Origin of the sequence: Streptomyces sp. NPDC048106 (assembly GCF_040706415.1) — a bacterium.
Classification (GTDB): domain Bacteria; phylum Actinomycetota; class Actinomycetes; order Streptomycetales; family Streptomycetaceae; genus Streptomyces.
In genome coordinates this window covers 119,535-134,610 of the sequence record NZ_JBEZND010000015.1, presented here as the reverse complement: position 1 = coordinate 134,610, position 15,076 = coordinate 119,535, and the positions used below count along the sequence as shown (strand labels likewise).

Annotated in this window: 12 protein-coding genes; 7 read left to right on the top strand and 5 right to left on the bottom strand. The window is 71.5% G+C overall.

The window, feature by feature from the left end; genetic code table 11:
* The first annotated feature begins 31 nt into the window (after nucleotides 1-31).
* Nucleotides 32-892: a phosphatase PAP2 family protein gene (locus AB0927_RS17935; RefSeq protein ID WP_366668559.1), complete on the top strand. Its 861-nt coding sequence runs from the start codon at nucleotides 32-34 to the stop codon at nucleotides 890-892.
* Here AB0927_RS17935 and AB0927_RS17930 read toward each other — a convergent pair.
* Nucleotides 874-3,879, bottom strand: coding sequence for a bifunctional [glutamine synthetase] adenylyltransferase/[glutamine synthetase]-adenylyl-L-tyrosine phosphorylase (locus AB0927_RS17930; protein WP_366668558.1), 3,006 nt, complete (start codon nucleotides 3,877-3,879; stop codon nucleotides 874-876). The two genes, AB0927_RS17935 and AB0927_RS17930, sit on opposite strands and share 19 nt — an antisense overlap.
* Nucleotides 3,880-4,967: 1,088 nt before the next feature.
* Between AB0927_RS17930 and AB0927_RS17925 the strand changes: the two genes are divergently transcribed.
* Nucleotides 4,968-5,834, top strand: coding sequence for an alkaline phosphatase family protein (locus AB0927_RS17925; protein ID WP_366668557.1), 867 nt, complete (start codon nucleotides 4,968-4,970; stop codon nucleotides 5,832-5,834).
* Nucleotides 5,835-5,857: 23 nt separating this feature from the next.
* On the opposite strand, the gene AB0927_RS17920 is transcribed toward AB0927_RS17925, so the two are convergent.
* Nucleotides 5,858-6,499, bottom strand: a complete 642-nt coding sequence (locus AB0927_RS17920; protein WP_366668556.1) for a response regulator — start codon at nucleotides 6,497-6,499, stop codon at nucleotides 5,858-5,860.
* A gap of 90 nt (nucleotides 6,500-6,589) precedes the next feature.
* Entirely contained in the window at nucleotides 6,590-7,951 is a 1,362-nt protein-coding gene (locus AB0927_RS17915; RefSeq protein WP_366668555.1) for a glutamine synthetase family protein, read from the bottom strand.
* Between the two features lie 266 nt (nucleotides 7,952-8,217).
* Between AB0927_RS17915 and AB0927_RS17910 the strand changes: the two genes are divergently transcribed.
* A complete protein-coding gene (locus tag AB0927_RS17910; RefSeq protein ID WP_366668554.1) occupies nucleotides 8,218-9,399 on the top strand; it encodes a globin domain-containing protein in 1,182 nt (393 codons plus the stop codon).
* 59 nt (nucleotides 9,400-9,458) lie between these two features.
* Here the strand turns inward: AB0927_RS17910 and AB0927_RS17905 are convergent, their stop codons facing one another.
* Nucleotides 9,459-9,911 carry an Rrf2 family transcriptional regulator gene (locus AB0927_RS17905; RefSeq protein WP_366668553.1) on the bottom strand — a complete coding sequence of 151 codons (453 nt, stop codon included), beginning with the start codon at nucleotides 9,909-9,911 and terminating at the stop codon, nucleotides 9,459-9,461.
* Nucleotides 9,912-10,054: 143 nt separating this feature from the next.
* On the opposite strand from AB0927_RS17905, the gene AB0927_RS17900 reads away from it, so the two are divergent.
* The 4 genes from AB0927_RS17900 (at nucleotide 10,055) to AB0927_RS17885 (ending at nucleotide 14,080) form a co-directional block, all read left to right on the top strand.
* Entirely contained in the window at nucleotides 10,055-10,750 is a 696-nt protein-coding gene (locus tag AB0927_RS17900; protein WP_366668552.1) for a DUF3105 domain-containing protein, read from the top strand.
* Nucleotides 10,747-11,382, top strand: coding sequence for a DUF305 domain-containing protein (locus tag AB0927_RS17895; protein WP_366668551.1), 636 nt, complete (start codon nucleotides 10,747-10,749; stop codon nucleotides 11,380-11,382). The genes AB0927_RS17900 and AB0927_RS17895 overlap by 4 nt, the downstream gene beginning before the upstream one ends.
* Before the next feature lie 237 nt (nucleotides 11,383-11,619).
* A complete protein-coding gene (locus AB0927_RS17890) occupies nucleotides 11,620-13,563 on the top strand; it encodes a S53 family peptidase (protein ID WP_366668550.1) in 1,944 nt (647 codons plus the stop codon).
* 157 nt (nucleotides 13,564-13,720) lie between these two features.
* Entirely contained in the window at nucleotides 13,721-14,080 is a 360-nt protein-coding gene (locus AB0927_RS17885) for a hypothetical protein (RefSeq protein WP_366668549.1), read from the top strand.
* Between the two features lie 12 nt (nucleotides 14,081-14,092).
* On the opposite strand, the gene AB0927_RS17880 is transcribed toward AB0927_RS17885, so the two are convergent.
* Nucleotides 14,093-15,013, bottom strand: coding sequence for a LysR family transcriptional regulator (locus AB0927_RS17880; protein ID WP_366668548.1), 921 nt, complete (start codon nucleotides 15,011-15,013; stop codon nucleotides 14,093-14,095).
* Between the last annotated feature and the right edge of the window lie 63 nt (nucleotides 15,014-15,076).

Here is a 15,076-nt window from a genome sequence, read left to right as displayed (position 1 = left end):
TCGGGCTCGGAAGCCTTTTCTGGCAGACTTGATGCCTATGAGTGACTCGACCGTGACGCAGAGGGAAGGTCACGCGGAGGTGGCCGGTCCGCGGGACGTCACGGGCAGAGGCGGCAGCGGCGTGCTGGGCCGGCTGCGGCGGCCGCGCAGGCCCCGGCTCTGGTTCGAGATCCTTCTGATCGCGGTGAGTTACTGGACGTACTCACTGATCCGCAACGCCGTGCCCGAGCAGCGGGCCGAGGCGCTGCGCAACGCGGACTGGATCTGGCGCGCGGAGCATTCGCTGGGCATCGACGTCGAGCGGTCGGTCAACCACGCCGTGAACGCGGTGACTTGGCTGATCATCGGCATGAACTACTACTACGCCACCCTGCACTTCGTCATGACGCTCGGCGTCCTGGTGTGGCTGTACCGGTGGCATCCGGGCCGGTACGCGGCCGCGCGCCTCACCCTCTTCACCACCACGGGGGGCGCGTTGGCGGGTTACTACCTCTTCCCGCTCGCCCCGCCCCGTCTGATGCGGGGCGGGCACTTCGTGGACACCGTGATGGCGCACCACACGTGGGGCTCGATGGCCTCCGGCGACCTCAAGCACATGTCCAACCAGTACGCGGCGATGCCGTCCATGCACATCGGCTGGTCCCTGTGGTGCGGGCTGACGGTCTTCGCGCTGGCGTCGGTGCCGTGGGCGCGGGTGCTCGGGCTGCTGTACCCGGTGGCGACGCTGCTGGTGATCGTGGCCACCGCCAACCATTTCTGGCTGGACGCGGTGGGGGGCGTGGTCTGCCTCTCGTTCGGGTTCGGGGTGGCGCGGCTCTGGTACGGGGCGGTGCCGTACGCGCTGCCGCGGGTGGCGTGGGGCGTGGAGGCCGGCTACGAGGCGTCGCCGTAGAAGAGTTCCTCCATGACGGCGCGCGCCTTGCGGGTCGTACGGCCGTACGCGTCCAGCATGTCGCCGGCGTGGCCCTCGCCGTAGCCCAGGTAGCGGCCGACCGCCGCGAGTTCGCGGGGCTGGGTGGGGAAGGTGTCGCCCGCCCGGCCGCGCACCAGCATCACCGCGTTGCGCACCCGCGTCGCCAGCACCCAGGCCTCGTCCAGGGTCGTCGTCTCCTCCTCGCCCAGCAGGCCCGCCGCGTGCGCGGCCGCCAGTGCCGCCCGGGTGCGGGTCGTGCGCAGTCCGGGGATCTGGTGGCCGTGCCGGAGCTGGAGCAGCTGGACCGTCCACTCCACGTCCGAGAGGCCGCCCGGGCCCAGCTTGGTGTGCAGGCGGGGGTCGGCGCCGCGGGGCAGCCGCTCCGACTCCATGCGGGCCTTCAGCCGGCGGATCTCGCGCACCGCGTCCTCGGTCAGGCCCCGCGCCGGATAGCGCAGCGGGTCGATCAGCTCGACGAAGCGGCGGCCCAGGTCCTCGTCGCCCGCGAACGGCTCCGCCCGCAGCAGCGCCTGGGACTCCCAGACGAGCGACCAGCGGCTGTAGTACGCCGCGTACGACTTCAGCGTGCGCACCAGCGGGCCCGACTTGCCCTCCGGGCGCAGGCCGGCGTCGATCAGCAGCGGCGGGTCGGCGCTGGGCAGCTGGAGCAGCCTGCGCATCTCGGCGACGACCTTGTTGGCGGCCGCGGCGGCCTCGTGCTCGTCCACGCCGTCCCGCGGTTCGTGTACGAACAGGACGTCCGCGTCGGAGCCGTAGCCCAGTTCGTGGCCGCCGAAACGGCCCATCCCTATGATCGCGAACCTGGTGGGCAGGGTGTCGCCCCAGCCGGCCCGCACCACCGCGCGCAGGGTGCCCGCGAGGGTGGCCGCGGTGAGGTCGGAGACGGCCCCACCGACGAGGTCGACCAGGGCGCCCTGGTCGGCCTGCACGGGGGTGGTCTCGGTGCCGTACGAGCCGACGATGTCGGCCGCGGCGGTACGGAAGAGTTCGCGGCGGCGGACGCCGCGGGCGGCGGTGACGCCCTGCTCGGCGTTCTCCGCGCGGCGCACGGCGGCCAGGATCTCCTGTTCGAGGGCCGCGCGGCCGCGGGGGGCGAGGCCGGTGCCCGCGCCGTCGCCGTCGCCGAGGAGGGCGACGGCCTCGGGGGCGCGCATGAGGAGGTCCGGGGCGAGCCGGCCCGCCGACAGGACGCGGGCCAGGTTTCCGGCGGCGGCGCCCTCGTCGCGGAGCAGGCGCAGGTACCAGGGGGTCTTGCCGAGGGCGTCGGAGACCTTGCGGAAGTTCAGCAGCCCCGCGTCGGGGTCGGCGGAGTCCGCGAACCAGCCGAGGAGCACGGGCAGGAGGGTGCGCTGGATCGCCGCCTTGCGGGTGACTCCCGAGGCCAGCGCCTCCAGGTGGCGCAGGGCCGCGGCCGGGTCCGCGTAGCCGAGCGCCACCAGGCGTTCCCGGGCGGCCTCGGGGCGCAGGCGGGCCTCGCCGGGGGCGAGCTGGGCGACGGCGTCCAGGAGCGGGCGGTAGAACAGCTTCTCGTGCAGCCGTCGTACGACGGTGGAGTGCCGCTTCCACTCCCGGTTCAGCTCGGTGACGGGGTTGACGCGCAGGCCGAGCGAGCGGCCCAGGCGGCGGAGGTCGTCCTCGGCGGTGGGGACGAGGTGGGTGCGGCGCAGGCGGTAGAGCTGGATGCGGTGTTCCATCGCCCGCAGGAAGCGGTACGCCTCGTCCAGGCGGGCGGCGTCCTCCCGGCCCACGTAGCCGCCGGCGGCGAGTGCCCCGAGGGCGTCCAGGGTGGTGCCGCTGCGCAGGGTGGGGTCGGTGCGGCCGTGGACCAGCTGGAGGAGCTGTACGGCGAACTCGACGTCCCGCAGGCCGCCGGGGCCGAGCTTCAGCTCGCGCTCGACCTCGGCCGGGGGGATGTTGTCGACGACGCGGCGGCGCATCTTCTGGACGTCCGCCACGAAGTTGTCGCGGTCCGCCGCCTGCCAGACGAGGGGGTCCAGCGCGTCCAGGTAGGCCCGGCCGAGGTCCTCGTCGCCGGCGACCGGGCGGGCCTTGAGGAGGGCCTGGAACTCCCAGGTCTTCGCCCAGCGCTGGTAGTAGGCGAGGTGGGAGGAGAGGGTGCGGACGAGGGGGCCGTTGCGGCCTTCGGGGCGGAGGTTGGCGTCGACCGGCCAGATGGAGCCCTCGATGGTGGTCTCGGAGCAGATCCGCATCAGCCGGGAGGCGAGGGCCGTGGCCGCCTTCAGGGCCTTGGTCTCGTCGGTTCCCTCCGTCACTTCGGCTACGAAGATCACGTCGACGTCCGAGACGTAGTTCAGCTCGTGGCCGCCGCACTTGCCCATGCCGATCACCGCGAGGCGGCAGGCGGCGGCGTCCTCGGGGGCCTCCGCCTGCGCCAGGGCCAGGGCGGCGCGGAGGGTGGCGGTGGCGAGGTCGGCGAGTTCGGCGGCGGTCTCGGCGACGTCCGTGGTGCCGCAGACGTCTCGCGCGGCGATGGAGAGGAGGCAGCGGCGGTAGGCGACGCGCAGTTCGACGGGGTCGGTGACGCCCGCCAAGCCGCGTTCGAACTCCGTGACGCCGGGGTGGAGGTCGTGGGGTTCGTAGGTGACCAGGGCCTGCCAGTCGGCGGGGTGGCGGGCGAGGTGGTCGGTGAGGGCGGCGGAGGCGCCGAGGACGCCCAGGAGGCGGTCGCGCAGGGGTTTGGCCGCGATGAGGGTGTCGAGGAGTTCGCGGTGGGAGTTCGGGGCGGGCTGGGCTTCCAGGAGGCGGACGAGGCCGTGGAGGGCGAGGTCGGGGTCGGCGGTGGCGCCCAGGGCTTCGAGGAGGAAGGGGTCGTCGCGGACCGGGGCGAGTTCGGGGGTGTCGAGGAGGCGCTCGGCGGCGGTGGCGTCGGTGAAGCCGTGTCGGAGCAGGCGCGTGAAGGTGCTGCTTCTGCGGCCCGGCGTCATGTCGTGGGGCTCCCCTCGGGTCACTCTGGTCCTGGAGGGAGCGTAGTCGCCTGCGGCGGGCTGTGCCGGGTCGGATGGGGATGCGTGCGGGCGCCTGCGGCGGGCTTGGGCGGGGGGGCGTGCGGGGCGGGCGCCTGCGGGCGCGTGCGGGGGGCTTGCGCGGGGGTGCCGGCGGGCGCCTTGCGGCGGGCACGCGCGGGGGGGTGCCTGCGGGCGCCTGCGGCGGGCACGCGCCGAGGTGCCTGCGGGCGCCTGCGGCGGGCACGCGCCGAGGTGCCTGCGGCGGCCTCTTGAGCGCCGTCGTGGCTCGGGTTGCGCGTCGGGGAGGCGGTGAGTCGGTGCCCCGGCGGGTGGTGTCCGTCCTCGGTCCGGCGAACCGTCGGCTGGATGGTCCACGAGTTTCCGCCGTCCGCTGCGGGCGGACACCACCCGCCGTGTCCCCTCCCCGCCGTCGGCGACCGCGGGTCACGGGGGGCCGGGGCCCACCAATCCCCCTCCCGTCCCGGCCATCGGCGGCAGCGGGTCACGGGGAGCCGACATCGCCTGCCAGATCCCCGTCCCCGTCGTCGCCGGCCGGGGCCGGAGGGCTCGACACCACCCGACGCCCCCTCCCCGGCATCGGCGGCAGCGGGCCCGGGAAGCGCACATCGCCTGCCACGTCTCCATCCCCGCCGTCAGCGCCTGAGGCCCGGGGGCTTGGCACCACCCGCCGCCCCCATCCCCGCCATCGGCGGCAGCGGGTCACGGGAGCCGGCACCGTCCGCCGCCTCCTGTCAGCGGCAACCGGCCCAGGAAACGGACACCGCCTGCCGTGCCCGCCTCTCCCCGTCATCGGCGGCCGCAGGCCCCATGCGGCCGACATCACCCGCTGCACCGCTCCCCGCCATCGGTGACCGCGGGTCCGAGGGCGGAAAGCGGCCGTCGGGCCGCGTCTCCGCGTGGGTAGTCGCCAGTCTGGAGGTGGGCGGCGGGCGGCAGTGGGGGTGGGTGGGGAGTTCATTCTGTCTTCATGGAGGGGGTGACGGTTGGTTGATTGGCGTGGGCATGATCAGGGGGTCAGGTGCCGTTTCCTCGACTCGGAGGTCGATGTGTCGCGCAGTTCCCTGTACCGCCGTGCTTTCGCCGTACTGGCCGCCGCCGCCTTCGGTGCCGTCGGGCTCGGTGGGGCTTCCGCGCAGGCCGCGGGTGGCGTGCCCCGTCCGGATCACGTGGTGGTCGTGGTCTTCGAGAACCATGCAGACAGCCAGGTCATCGGGTCGTCCAGCGCTCCGTACTTCAACTCGCTGAAGTCCGGAGGGGGCTATCTGTCCCAGTCGTACGCCATCACGCACCCGAGCCAGCCGAACTACTTCGCCCTGTTCTCGGGCTCGACGCAGGGCATCACGGACGACAGCTGTTACACGCCGGGCTTCTCGTCCGCGCCGAATCTGGCGTCCGAGCTGATCGCGGCCGGGCGTAGCTGGGCCAGTTACAACGAGTCGTTGCCCAGCCAGGGGTCGACCACGTGCAGCAGTGGCACGTACGCGCGCAAGCACAACCCCTGGTTCGGGTTCAGCAACGTGCCGACGTCGAGCGCGAAGACCTTCGCGCAGTTCCCGACGGACTACTCGACGCTGCCCCAGCTGTCGTTCGTGATCCCGAACCTGTGCAGCGACATGCACGACTGCTCGGTGTCCACCGGTGACACCTGGCTGAAGAACAACCTCGGTGCGTACGCGAGTTGGGCCAAGACGCACAACAGCCTGCTCGTCGTCACCTTCGACGAGGACGACTCGAAGAACGGGAACCGGATCACCACCTTGTTCTACGGGCAGTCCGTGGTCGCGGGGTCCTCCAGCTCCACCACGTACAACCACTACGACGTGCTGCGCACCCTGGAGGACAGCCAGGGGCTGAGCACGCACGCGGGCAGCGCCGCCGCGGGTAAGGACGTCAGCGGGATCTGGGCCTCCTGACGGGACGGTGACGCGTTCCCGGTTCAGGCTCGCTGGGCCGGGAACTCGCCCACCGCACGCAGGAGTTGGAAGAGTTCGGTGGAGGAGGCGGCCACGCCGGTTCCGCCCGCCCCGGTGATCTCCTCGCGCCGGGAGGCCGCGCGAGCGGTCGCGTAGATGAAGACCGGGGTGTCGTCGTCCCTGGCCCGGAGCTGGCGGATCAGGTCGAAGCCGGCGGTGCGGTTGGTGCGGCCCAGCTCCTTGCGGCCCATGTCCGAGATGATCGCGTCGAACGGGCGGGGGGCGTGGGAGAGGGTCCGCAGGGCCTCCTCCGTCGTCCTCGCCAGCTTGACGTCCACGCCCAGCGCGCGGAGTTGGGCGACCTCGGTGGCGTTGTTCTCCAGGTGGTCGTCCACCCACAGGACCCGGTCCAGGGTGTGGGATCCGGCCCCTTGGGACGCCGCCGCGCCGACCGACGCCAGCCGCCCCTGGATCTCGGCCGTGGCCCGGATCAGGTTCTCCGAGTACTCCTGGACGGTCACCTCCGCCTCCCCGACCTTGATCGTGAAGCCCCTGGAGCGCGCTATCTCCTTGATCAGGGGGAAGAGGCGCCACAGGACGAACCCCGCCAGGAGCGGCCAGGCCAAGCCGCTGAGGGCCTTGATCAGTTCTGTCGCGTCCTGCACGGCGCTCCCCCGAGGTCGATGACGTGCGCCTGATTCTTCCAGGGCGCGGGGAGCGGGGCCGACGGTTTCCGGGCGCCGGCCCCGGGACGGTTACAGCACCGGCAGGTTCTTCCTCAGCTCGAACGCCGTGACCTCCGAGCGGTACTCGTGCCACTCGGCCTGCTTGTTGCGCAGGAAGAAGTCGAAGACGTGTTCGCCCAGGGTCTCGGCGACCAGGTCGCTGCGTTCCATGAGGGTCAGGGCCTCGCCCAGGTTCTGCGGGAGGGGCTCGATGCCCATGGCGCGGCGCTCCGCGTCCGAGAGGGCCCAGACGTCGTCCTCGGCGCCCGGCGGAAGCTCGTAGCCCTCCTCGATGCCCTTCAGGCCGGCGGCGAGCAGGACGGCGTAGGCCAGGTAGGGGTTGGCGCCGGTGTCCAGGGAGCGGACCTCGACGCGGGCCGAGCCGGTCTTGCCGGGCTTGTACATAGGGACGCGGACCAGGGCGCTGCGGTTGTTGTGGCCCCAGCAGATGTACGACGGCGCCTCGCCGCCCGCGCCCGCCGTGCGCTCGGAGCCGCCCCAGATGCGCTTGTAGGAGTTGACCCACTGGTTGGTGACCGCGGACGTCTCCGCCGCGTGCCGGAGCAGGCCCGCGATGAAGGAGCGGCCCACCTTGGAAAGCTGGTACTCCGCGCCGGACTCGTAGAACGCGTTGCGGTCGCCCTCGAAGAGGGAGAGGTGGGTGTGCATGCCGCTGCCCGGGTGCTCGGAGAAGGGCTTCGGCATGAAGGTGGCCTGGACCCCCTGTTCGAGCGCGACCTGCTTCATGACCAGGCGGAACGTCATGATGTTGTCGGCCGTCGACAGGGCGTCGGCGTAGCGCAGGTCGATCTCCTGCTGGCCCGGGGCGCCCTCGTGGTGGGAGAACTCCACCGAGATGCCCATCGACTCCAGCATGGTGATCGCCTGGCGGCGGAAGTCCATGCCCACGCTGGTCGGCGTGTGGTCGAAGTAGCCCGAGTTGTCGGCCGGGGTCGGGCGGGAGCCGTCCAGCGGTCGGTCCTTCAGCAGGAAGAACTCGATCTCGGGGTGGGTGTAGAAGGTGAAGCCCAGGTCGGAGGTGCGGGCCAGGGCGCGCTTGAGGACGTAGCGCGGGTCGGCGAAGGACGGGGAGCCGTCCGGCATCAGGATGTCGCAGAACATCCGGGCCGTGCCGGGGGTCTCCGCGCGCCACGGCAGCATCTGGAAGGTGGACGGGTCCGGCTTGGCGATCATGTCGGACTCGTAGACGCGGGCGAAGCCCTCGATGGCGGAGCCGTCGAATCCGATGCCCTCGTCGAAGGCCTGCTCCAGTTCGGCGGGGGCCACGGCGACGGACTTGAGGAAGCCCAGCACGTCCGTGAACCACAGGCGTACGAACCGGATGTCGCGCTCCTCCAGGGTGCGGAGCACGAACTCCTGCTGCTTGTCCATCTTCCGATTCCCCATCCTTGCTGGTCAGGAGCATCCCACCACAACCGCGTTTCATGCGTGTTGCGGACCTTGATCGCCCCGACGTCCATCTTCTGAACGCCTCACTACGGCAGGTGTACTGCCCTGCCGCCCATCTTGCCTGTCGGCGGCGGCATCCGTAACGGCCGGGCCGTACGGGGACGTGAGGCAGAACACGTCTCCTAAATTTGCATCTTAGATGCAAGTTTAAATAGCGTTCGATCAGTCGAGATCGCAAGGAGTCCGCGATGCTGTCCGAGCAGTCCGCTGCCACCGTCCGCGCCACCCTCCCCGCCGTGGGCGCGGCGATCGAAGAGATCACCGAACTCTTCTACTCGAAGCTCTTCACCGCCCACCCGGCGCTGCTGCGCGACCTGTTCAACCGGGGCAACCATGCCTCCGGCGCCCAGAAGTCGGCCCTCGCGGGCTCCATCGCCGCGTTCGCCGGTTACCTGATCGAGCACCCGGACCAGCGGCCGGACGCGATGCTGAACCGCATCGCCCACAAGCACGCCTCGCTGGGCGTCGTGCCGGAGCAGTACCCGATCGTCCACGAGCACCTCTTCGCCGCCATCGCCGAGGTCCTCGGCGAGGCCGTCACCCCCGAGGTCGCCGCCGCCTGGACCGAGGTCTACTGGCTGATGGCCAACGCCCTCATCGCCATCGAGAAGCGCCTCTACGAGGAGAGCGGCAGCCAGGAGTTCCGCGACTGGGAGGTCGTGGGGCGCGAGGAGGAGACGGCCGACGTCGTCTCCTTCCGGGTGCGGCCCGTCGACGGCGGCCCCGTGCGCGGCTTCCGCGCCGGCCAGTACGTCTCCGTGGGCGTGAAGCTGGCCGATGGCGCCCGCCAGATACGCCAGTACAGCCTGTCCGGGGCGCCGGGCGAGGACGTGCGGCAGTTCAGCGTCAAGCGGGTGCACGGCGGCACGACGCCGGAGGGCGAGGTCTCCAACCACCTGCACGCCCAGGTGCGGGTGGGTGACGTGCTCCAGCTCTCGGAGCCGTACGGCGACCTGGTGATCGACGGCGCCGCCGGGCGGCCCCTGCTGCTCGCCTCCGCGGGCATCGGCGTGACCCCGATGATCGCCATGCTGGCCTCGCTCGCGGCCGACGGGTACGCCGCGCCGGTCACCGCCGTGCACGGCGACCGCTCCCCCGCGGACCACGCCCTGCGCACCGACCACCATGCCTACGCGGACAAGCTCGCGGACTCGGCCGTCCACTTCTTCTACGAGCACGACGCCGAGCCCGGCACCCACACCGGCCTGGTCGACCTGTCCGGGATCGACATCGCGCCCGGCACCCGCGCCTACCTCTGCGGTCCGCTGCCGTTCATGCGCGCCGTGCGCACGCAGCTGATCGAGAAGGGCGTGTCGCCCGCCGACATCCACTACGAGGTCTTCGGGCCGGACCTGTGGCTCGCCGCCTGATGCCGTGACCCCTGCGAAGGGCCGCTCACCGGAGTTCGGTGAGCGGCCCTTCGAGCTGTTCAGGAGAGGCGGGGGCCGGACGGGCCCAGCGAGATGCCCAGCAGGACCGGGCCGGTGGGGTCCGTGACGAGCTGGTCCAGGGTGATCGGGTCCAGGGACGCGTAGAACGCCTCCTGGGCCCGGCGCAGGGCGCCGCGCAGGCGGCAGTCCGAGCGCAGCGGGCAGGGGGTGGCGCCCTCGCACTCCACCACCTCGTCGTGGCCCTCGAAGAAGCGGACGACCGCGCCGACGGACGCCGCGCGGCCGCGTTCGGTGAGCGCCAGGCCGCCGCCGCGACCGCGGCGGGCGTCGACCAGGCCCATGTGCTGGAGTTCGGCGACGACCTTCGCGGCGTGCGTGTAGGGCACGTCCATGTCACCCGCGACCTTGCGGGTCGCGGGCTTCTCGTCGGTGGCGACGGCGAGGCGCATCAGGATGCGCAGCGCGAGGTCGGTGGAACGCAGCAGCCGCATATCGGCGAGCGTAAATAATATGCATCTGGGATGCAATTTTCTGTTTCCGCCGCGTGCGCTCTACGGCAGGCGCCCACTCCGCCATTACGATCAGCGGGCCCCACCCCCTGTCCGCCCCCTCTCCCCCAGAAGGACATCGCCTCATGGGCTCCGCCAACAAAAGCAACAGCAAGGACCGCAAGGCGCGCATCGAGGAGATGCGGCGCGCCGAGCGCTCCCGCGAGCGCCGGAACCGGGTGCTCGTCATCGCCGCGTCCGTGGTGGTCGTCGCCGGGCTCGTCGTCGGCGGTGTCGTCCTCGTGAACTCCCAGTCCGACAAGAAGGACACGACGGCGAGCAGCGACAACGGCAAGAACGCCGACAGCAAGAGCTCCGGGGACTCCGGGCACTTCACCACCGGGAAGGACGGCGTGCGCACCTGGAGCGGCACGCTGTCGCGGACGCACGTGACGACCCCGGTGTCGTACCCGATGCACCCCCCGGTCGGCGGCAACCACAACCCGGTCTGGGCCGACTGCAACGGCGACGTCTACACCCAGCAGCTGCACGACGAGAACGCGGTGCACTCGCTGGAGCACGGCGCGGTGTGGGTGACGTACACCGCCAAGGCGAGCAAGGCCGACGTGCAGGCGCTCGCGGCGAAGGTGAAGAAGACGCCGTACTCGCTGATGAGCCCGTACGAGAACCAGGCCGCGCCGCTGATGCTGTCGGCGTGGGGCCACCAGGTGGCCGTGAAGAGCGCGAACGATCCCGAGGTGAACAAGTTCTTCGCGGCCTTCGTCCAGGGCTCGCAGACGCCCGAGCCGGGTGCCTCCTGCACCGGTGGAGTGATGAAGTGAGCCGGCGCGCCATCGGCTGGGCGGCGGGGGCCGCGGCGGCGGCGCTCGTCGCGGCCGGTGCCGTCACCTACGCGGTCGCCGACTCCGGCGACGGCCGGGCGGCGCCCGGGACGCCGAGCGCGGACTCGGCGGACGCGGGCTTCGCGCGGGACATGGCCGTGCACCACCAGCAGGCGGTCGAGATGTCGTACATCGTGCGCGACCGCACGAAGGACGAGGACGTACGGCGGCTCGCCTACGACATCGCGCAGACGCAGGCCAACCAGCGCGGGATGCTGCTGGGCTGGCTGGACCTGTGGGGGCTGCCGAAGGTGTCGGCGGACCCGCCGATGACCTGGATGGGCATGGGCGACATAGTCTCGGCCAAGGACGGCTCGCTGATGCCCGGTATGGCCACCAACACGCAGTTGAAGAAGCTTCAGACGCTCAGCGGGAAGCAGGCCGAGGTCTTCTATCTGCAGCTGATGACGAACCATCACAAGGGCGGCATCCACATGGCCGAGGGCTGTGTCGCCAAGTGCACGGTCGGCGTGGAGAAACGGCTGGCCCAGGGCATGGTCGACGCCCAGCAGTCGGAGCTTCAGGTGATGGCCGGAATGCTCAAGGAGCGCGGAGCCAAACCGCTCTCCTGACCAGGGCACAACTCACTTCGTAACACAGCCGTAAGGAAAAATGGCCCAAATCCCCCTGGTAGAAGGTTACTTGGGCTTCTCTTGACTATTCCGTTTACCTGGCATGAACGGTTCATCAGTCAGAGTGGCCCCCATCGTGTGATCCATTCGCCGGCCGTTCACCACCGCCGCCGGCCGGCCCGGAACCGCGATGTACCTACCTACTACGTGCATGCGCATCGCATCGCAGGGGGTTCTATGAGATCCAACCGCGCCAAGACGCGCGCCGTGAGCATGGCAGCCGCGCTGCCCATGATCGCCGGCGCGCTGGCGCTGGGCATACCCGCGGCCCACGCCGCGGACAGCCCCGCCCGTAACGCTCTGAAGGGCACCAAGCCGCTGTGGGCCACGGCCAAGGCGGACAAGGGCGCCACCAACAACGGCGCCCAGGTCAAGGCCCGGGTCTACCTGGCCGGCAAGAACGCGTCGGCCCTCGCGGCCTACGCGAAGGCCGTGTCCGACCCCAGCTCGCCCCTGTACGGCAAGTACCTGACTCCCAAGCAGGCCCAGGTCCGCTTCGGCGCCACCAAGGCCCAGGTCACCGCCGTCAAGACCTGGCTGACGTCGGTCGGTCTGAAGGTCACCGAGGTCACCCCGCACTACGTCGCCGTCTCCGGTGACGTGGCCTCCGTCGAGAAGGCCTTCGGCACCCAGCTGCACAACTTCGCCAAGGGCTCGAAGACCTACCGCGCCCCGGCGCAGACGGCCTCCGTCCCGGCGCGCCTCAAGGGCACCATCCTGACCGTCACCGGTCTGGACAGCGCTCCGCACAAGGCGAACCACGACGACCAGCTGCCGCCGCCGGACGCCGTGTTCAAGAACGCCGGTCCGTTCTCCTCGTACTACGGCTCGAACACCGCGAGCACGCTGCCGGAGGCGTACGGCCAGAAGCTGCCGTACGCCGTCAAGGGTTACACCGGCAAGCAGCTCCGCGCGGCCTACGGCGCCGGCGCGTACACCGGCAAGGGCGTCCGCGTCGCCATCACCGACGCCTACGCCTCGCCGACCATCGCCAAGGACGCCGCCGAGTACGCGGCGAAGAACGGCGACCAGGCGTGGAAGAGCGGTCAGCTCCGTCAGGTGCTGCCGTCCAACTACACCAAGACCGACGAGTGCGGTGCCTCCGGCTGGTACGGCGAGGAGACCCTCGACGTCGAGGCCGTGCACGCGGTCGCGCCGGACGCCGACGTCACCTACGTCGGTGCGGGCTCCTGCTACGACGACGACCTGCTCGACTCGCTGAGCAAGGTCGTCGACAACCACCTGGCCGACATCGTCTCCAACTCGTGGGGCGACATCGAGGCCAACCAGACGCCGGACCTCGCGGCCGCCTACGACCAGGTCTTCCAGCTGGGCGCGGTGCAGGGCATCGGCTTCTACTTCTCCTCCGGTGACGACGGCGACCAGGTCGCCAACACCGGCACCAAGCAGGTCGACACCCCGGCCAACTCCGCCTGGGTGACCGCCGTCGGCGGCACCTCCCTCGCGGTCGGCAAGGGCGACAAGTACCTGTGGGAGACCGGCTGGGGCACCGAGAAGGCGACCCTGTCGGCCGACGGCAAGAGCTGGGCCGGCTTCCCCGGCGCCTTCACCTCGGGCGCGGGCGGCGGCACCAGCAGCACGGTCGCCGAGCCGTACTACCAGAAGGGCGTCGTCCCGGACGCACTCGCCAAGCAGAACAACGCCTCCGGCAACCGCGTCGTCCCGGACATCGCGGCCATCGCCGACCCGAACACCGGCTTCCTGGTGGGCCAGACCCAGACCTTCCCCGACGGGTCCCAGCAGTACAGCGAGTACCGCATCGGCGGCACCTCGCTGGCCGCGCCGACCATCGCGGGTGTCCAGGCTCTCGCCCAGCAGGCGCGCGGCGGCCAGGCGATCGGTTTCGCCAACCCGTCGATCTACGCCAAGTACGGCAAGACGGGCGTCTTCCACGACGTCACGGACAACCCGACGGGCAAGGGCCTGGCCGTCGTCCGTGTCGACTACGCCAACAGCGTGGACGACACCGACGGCCTGCTCTACTCCGTCCGCAGCCTGGGCAAGGACAGCTCGCTGTCCGCGACCAAGGGCTACGACAACGTGACGGGCGTCGGTTCGCCGGCGGACGGCTACGTCACGTCGTGGACGAAGCAGCACTGAACGCTGCCGCTGAGCTGAACTGAGCTGAGCCAAGCCCGAGGGGGCGCGGGGTCCGGACGGACCCCGCGCCCCCTTCGCGTTCGTGGTACCGGACCGGTTCCCGCGGCACCGGCGGCGGGGGGCCGCCGGTTCCGCTGCCGGGACCGCGGACGAACCCGTGCGCAGGGGATGGCCGCACAGCCCCGTCACCCCGCTGGTGACGCTCGCCCTGTCGATACCCGTCGCGCTCGTCAACGAGCTGCTCAACCACGGCGGTTCGGCCCTGGCGGCGGCGGTGGTCCGCCTCGTCGGCGTCGTCATGCTCTGCACCAGCGGCTGGTGGACGGGCACGCACAAGGACCTCGGCGCGCTGGTCGTGTTCGTCCTCCCCGCCGTCGTCGCCGTGACCGCCGTGCACGCCTCGGGCCTCGGCACGGCCGCACTCATCGTCGTCAACGTGCTGCTGCTCGCACTCCCGTTGGCCGGTTGCGGGTGGCTGTGGCGGGTGCGCAGAAGCCCGGCCGGCCCCACGCGGTGATCGCGCGGGCGATCACCGGGCGGTGTGCCGGGTGTCCCGGTCCTGGATCCGGGCGGCGGCGCCGTGCAGTTCGGCGAGGACCGTCCGGACGGCCCTTCGGGTGGTGCGCTCGGGCCGGTGGAGCACGTCGATGTGGCGGCGGGCACGCACTCCGCTCAGCGGTCTGAGGACGACGTCGGGGTGCGCGGGGGCGGTCCAGCGGGGCATCAGCGCGAGGCCGCCGCCCGCGGACACGATCTCGGCGGCCACCGTGAAGTCGTTGATCCGGTGGACGATGTCGAGCCGGCGGTCGGCGAAGACGGCGATGGCCTCGATGGTGGCCATCAGCGGGAAGCCCTCGTGGACCGTGATCCACGGCTGGTCCGCCACGTCCCGGGGGGACAGCACCGGCTCGGCGGCCAGCGGATGGCCGGCCGGCAGGGCCACGTCGAGGGGCTCGCGCAGCAGCGTGGCCGAGGTCACGGTGCGCGGCCACGGCGGGGCGTGCTCCAGGCGATGGGCGAGCACCAGGTCGTGGTCGCGGGTGAGGGCGGGGAACCGGTCCTGCGCGACGTCCTCGTCGGCGAGCGCCAGACGCGGGCTCCGCGGGCCGGCGAGGCCGCGCAGCAGGAGCGGGAAGAACGCCGAGGCCGCGCTGTGGAACGCCGCCACCGACACGTCACCGTCGGGCTGCCCGGCGAATTCGGTGACGGCCTGCCGGGCCCGTGCCATGGCGTGCTCCACCTCGACGGCCGCCGCGGCCAGGGCGTGCCCGGCGTCGGTCAGCACGACCCGGCGGCCGGCGCGTTCGGTGAGCGGGACGGGGATCGAGCGCTGGAGCAGCCGCAGTTGCTGCGAGACCGCGGAGGGCGTCACGTGCAGCGCCTCGGCGACGGCGCTGACGCTGCCCAGGTCTCCCAGTGCGCGCAGGATCCGTAGCTGCCGTTCGTCCACCTCGGCAGTGTAGGGGCCGACGATGTAGGGCCACTACATGTTCGTTGTAGAAAGTGGTCCTGG

Excerpts from the sequence above, each read along its gene's own strand:
- AB0927_RS17910 (WP_366668554.1), top strand. The coding sequence starts at position 8,218 with ATGCTGTCCGAGCAGTCCGCTGCCACCGTCCGCGCCACCCTCCCCGCC.
- AB0927_RS17890 (WP_366668550.1), top strand. The coding sequence starts at position 11,620 with ATGAGATCCAACCGCGCCAAGACGCGCGCCGTGAGCATGGCAGCCGCG.
- AB0927_RS17915 (WP_366668555.1), bottom strand. The coding sequence starts at position 7,951 with ATGGACAAGCAGCAGGAGTTCGTGCTCCGCACCCTGGAGGAGCGCGAC.
- AB0927_RS17935 (WP_366668559.1), top strand. The coding sequence starts at position 32 with ATGCCTATGAGTGACTCGACCGTGACGCAGAGGGAAGGTCACGCGGAG.
- AB0927_RS17930 (WP_366668558.1), bottom strand. The coding sequence starts at position 3,879 with ATGACGCCGGGCCGCAGAAGCAGCACCTTCACGCGCCTGCTCCGACAC.
- AB0927_RS17900 (WP_366668552.1), top strand. The coding sequence starts at position 10,055 with ATGGGCTCCGCCAACAAAAGCAACAGCAAGGACCGCAAGGCGCGCATC.
- AB0927_RS17905 (WP_366668553.1), bottom strand. The coding sequence starts at position 9,911 with ATGCGGCTGCTGCGTTCCACCGACCTCGCGCTGCGCATCCTGATGCGC.